At 35.3% G+C, this 3,897-nt stretch carries 3 protein-coding genes and 1 pseudogene; 3 read left to right on the top strand and 1 reads right to left on the bottom strand.

The annotated features are described in order from the left end of the window. The first annotated feature begins 298 nt into the window (after positions 1-298). Together G577_RS12595 and G577_RS0110080 are read left to right on the top strand one after the other, a co-directional pair. Positions 299-427, top strand: coding sequence for a hypothetical protein (locus G577_RS12595; RefSeq protein ID WP_256253404.1), 129 nt, complete (start codon positions 299-301; stop codon positions 425-427). Positions 428-464: 37 nt separating this feature from the next. Further along, positions 465-2,228: an oleate hydratase gene (locus G577_RS0110080; RefSeq protein WP_028791059.1), complete on the top strand. Its 1,764-nt coding sequence runs from the start codon at positions 465-467 to the stop codon at positions 2,226-2,228. Positions 2,229-2,937: 709 nt separating this feature from the next. Here the strand turns inward: G577_RS0110080 and G577_RS0110075 are convergent. Beyond that, positions 2,938-3,519, bottom strand: a complete 582-nt coding sequence (locus G577_RS0110075) for a recombinase family protein (RefSeq protein WP_014940888.1) — start codon at positions 3,517-3,519, stop codon at positions 2,938-2,940. Between the two features lie 81 nt (positions 3,520-3,600). On the opposite strand from G577_RS0110075, the pseudogene G577_RS12750 reads away from it, so the two are divergent. Beyond that, positions 3,601-3,756 (top strand): annotated as a pseudogene (locus G577_RS12750) (alpha/beta hydrolase); the annotation flags it as partial. Positions 3,757-3,897 lie beyond the last annotated feature (141 nt).

Genomic DNA, 3,897 nt, shown 5'->3' with positions numbered 1-3,897 from the left:
CAAACCGAACGAAAGTGAGGTTGAAAATAACTTCGTGTCTGCCCCAAAAGACGGTTTTTTTATTCAACCTCAATAAACTTGACACATACTCGTAATTTTATAATCAGGCTGTTATATATGAATTATGATATAATGCAACAAATTTCCCTACTAACTAAAGACTCCATCTTTCAAAACTCACCGCTTATTCATGGGGATTGCAGCAACTAAAGTGACTGTTTCACTATAGTTGCTATTTTTTGAAATCGATTTCTCTTAGTGCTATAATTAACCTATTAAATCACTAATAGGAGGAAACATGTCTATAAAAAATGTAACTGTTGCAGGTGGTGGCATTTTAGGTGGGCAAATTGCCTTTCAAGGTCAGTTCATGGGCTCCTATGAATATCCTAACCCTGAATACCAACAAGAGTCATTTTTAAAATAGAGTATATCAACATGAAGCGTAGTAAAAGGAGGCAATTATGCGATATTCTAACGGAAATTATGAAGCTTTTGCACGTCCAAGAAAGCCCAAAAATGTGGATCAAAAATCAGCGTATATTATTGGAGGAGGTCTGGCCGGACTGGCTACCGCTGTTTTCTTAGTGCGGGATGGACATATGTCCGGGGAAAAAATTCATATATATGAGGAATTGCCCACTCCGGGTGGATCTTTAGATGGAGAAAAGCGTGCCAACATTGGCTTTGTGACACGTGGTGGTCGAGAAATGGAAAATCATTTTGAAACTATGTGGGACATGTATCGATCAATTCCTTCTTTAGAAATTAAAGATGCCTCTTACTTAGATGAATTTTATTGGCTAGATAAAGACGATCCAAATTCATCTAATACTCGCCTAATTTATAATCGTGGACAGCGCGTACCAACTGATGGCCTGTATACTTTGGATGAAAAATCTAAAGAATTAATAGATTTAGTTTTAACTCCTGAGTCAAAATTGGGTAAGACGACTATTGAGGAATTCTTCTCAAATGAGTTCTTTGAAAGTAACTTTTGGATGTACTGGGCAACTATGTTTGCTTTTGAAAAGTGGCACTCTGCAGCTGAGATGCGTCGATACACTATGAGATTTATTCATCATATTGATGGATTACCTGATTTTAGTGCCCTGAAGTTCAATAAGTACAATCAATATGAGTCTATGGTTCTACCAATTATAAAGTATTTAGAGTCATACAATGTCGAATTCATCTATGATACACAAGTTAATAATGTTGTGGTAGATTTCGAAAATGACGAAAAAATTGCAAAAAAACTCGTGATCCAGGACGGTGATGATGTTAGCCTATCACGTGATGATCTTGTATTCGTTACAAATGGTTCTATTACAGAAAGTTCAACATACGGAAGCCATGATAAACCCGCTCCTATATCAAAAGAGTTGGGTGGTAGTTGGTCACTATGGAAGAATCTGGCAGAGCAATCTAATGATTTCGGTCATCCAGAAGTATTCTATGATAACCTACCTGAAAAAAGTTGGTTCGTATCAGCGACAGCCACTATAAAATCACCAGAAATTGAACCTTACATTGAGCGTCTCACCAATCGTGATTTGCATGATCACAAAATTAATACTGGTGGGATAATTACCATAACCGATTCGAACTGGTTGATGAGTTTTGCTGTTCATAGGCAGCCACATTTCAAAGAACAAAAAGAAAATGAAACAACTGTATGGATATATGGACTATATTCAGATACCAAAGGAAATTTTGTTGATAAGACTATTGTAGAAAGTTCTGGTGAAGAAATTACTCAAGAACTCCTTTATCACCTTGGTGTCCCTGAGACAAAAATCAAACAATTGTCTAACCAAAACAATATAAATACCGTTCCAGTATTTATGCCATTTATTACATCATACTTTATGCCCCGCGTTGCGGGTGATAGGCCAGATATTGTTCCTAAGGGATCTGTTAATTTAGCCTTTATTGGTAATTTCGCAGAGTCACCTAGTAATGACACTGTATTTACTACCGAATATTCAATTAGAACGGCCATGGAATCTGTATATACTTTACTTGAAGTTGAACGCGCTGTTCCTGAAGTTTATGGATCCATTTATGATATTCGAGAACTACTTAAAGCCATCTACTACATGGGAGATAAAAAAACCATTGATGAGGCTAATTTAGGAATTCCAAAATTAGCTAAAGTAGCTCTAAAAAATAAGATAAAGGGAACGTTTATCGAAGAGTTACTTAAAGAGAGTAAATTACTATAAAACACAATAGTCGTTAAAAATTTCTAAAGCGACAAAATTATTGCCAATTATAAGTAACAAACTCATTATGCGTCATATTTTTGTAATAATGGACTGTTAGTTTTGGAAAAAGACTTGATGATTATATTTCATCAAGTCTTTTTTATCAATACGTATTTTTTAGGAAATAAGCTGGTAGTACTGAATATAGAAAGTTATTACAGAGAGCTCGTATACTGAAAATCCTGACTGTTTTTTTAAATAGCATAGTCCGAGATAATTAGGTACATTAGTTTTTATTATGAAAGCGGTAGATTGTAAATTAAGTTATTAAAAATCGATGATCATCTTACCATAGAATGACTAACTAAAAAGAACTACCATATCGATCAAGCGTGCTGTCAAAGTTCCAAGGGCAGTTAACATTTTCTAAGTGATGATGATGCTTTTATTGATTCCTAACAATGTTATCGGATTAAAAAAAACAATATTGTGATCGTAAGCTAATTCGACTATCCCTGATGAATTGTTTTAGATTCAAGCAAAAACGACAGCTATCTTGTGACCAAATAAGAATATTAATCGTCCAGAACACTTTTTCAATTATAGTATATAAACACTTTACCATACACAGTAAAAATCAAACTATTAAGGACATCACACGATTATTAAAGATCAGTCAAAATAGGAAATAATTTAAAATATCCTTTTTCATGATCTTTCACCTGTCTTAGATTTTAGAAGTATCACTTGGTTTCTCAATTAATTTAAATCGTCGCTGTTGCGTGCGTTTACTAATCCCCGTCTTTCGTTCAATCATCTTGTAGGTCATGCCTTGTTTTCGCAGCTCATAAGCAAATCTGATTTGTTCATCAGAATACGTTTTCGGTCGCCCTTCCCGAAACAACGGATCATGTTGCTTGGCATACAATTTACCTTCTTGTGTGCGCGTGACAATCATATCGCGTTCAAACTGCGCAAAGGCGCTAAATATTGTAAAGACTAATTGGCCAGTCGGCGTATTGTCAATTAAGCCCATATTCAAAATGTTGACTTTGACATTTTCTTTAAACAACTCTTGGATAATGGCTAATGCCTCGCGCGTGTTCCGCGCAAACCGATCCAGCTTAGTGACAATCAAAGTATCACCTGTTTTTAGAGCGCGCAACAGTTTTTGAAACTCCGGTCGTTCGGTAGTTGTGCCGGTAAACTTTTCTTGAAAGATTTTTTCTGCTCCTGCCAATTTTAGTAACTCAATTTGATTTGCTAATTTTTGATCAGTGGTACTGACCCGCGCATAGCCATATTTCATCTTTTTATCTCCTTACTTATGTCATTAAGTAATGACACGGTTCTAACCCTTTAATTATACAGTATCAAAAAAGAGGCCACAACTGTTGACTTATGTACGCCATTAATTGCTAAAACTATGTATGATCATTTGTCCAATGCTCAATAGAAGTTATTCCAAAACAGTCGCCATATGCCGTTTGTTGAACACCACGATGAATACATTAACTTGCTAAGTTCATGGTTAATCGAACATTAAATAATTTTTCTAAAATAAAAAAACAGGACACAGAAAGTAGTTTTTATGGTTCTGTTGCGAAGTTTGAAAATCAAACGCGCCCTCTCTGAACTCCAAATATCTTAGGCTGTTATTCCCATTAATACCTTGATTTCAGTAGAC

It is taken from the genome of Tetragenococcus muriaticus DSM 15685 (genome assembly GCF_000423785.1).
GTDB lineage: Bacteria > Bacillota > Bacilli > Lactobacillales > Enterococcaceae > Tetragenococcus > Tetragenococcus muriaticus.
The sequence above is the reverse complement of the archived record's forward strand: the minus strand, read 5'-3'. Positions and strand labels throughout refer to the sequence as shown.

Bases quoted from the DNA above. Each gene is read 5' to 3' on its own strand.
- G577_RS0110080 (WP_028791059.1), top strand. From the start codon at position 465: ATGCGATATTCTAACGGAAATTATGAAGCTTTTGCACGTCCAAGAAAG.
- G577_RS0110075 (WP_014940888.1), bottom strand. From the start codon at position 3,519: ATGAAATATGGCTATGCGCGGGTCAGTACCACTGATCAAAAATTAGCA.
- G577_RS12595 (WP_256253404.1), top strand. From the start codon at position 299: ATGTCTATAAAAAATGTAACTGTTGCAGGTGGTGGCATTTTAGGTGGG.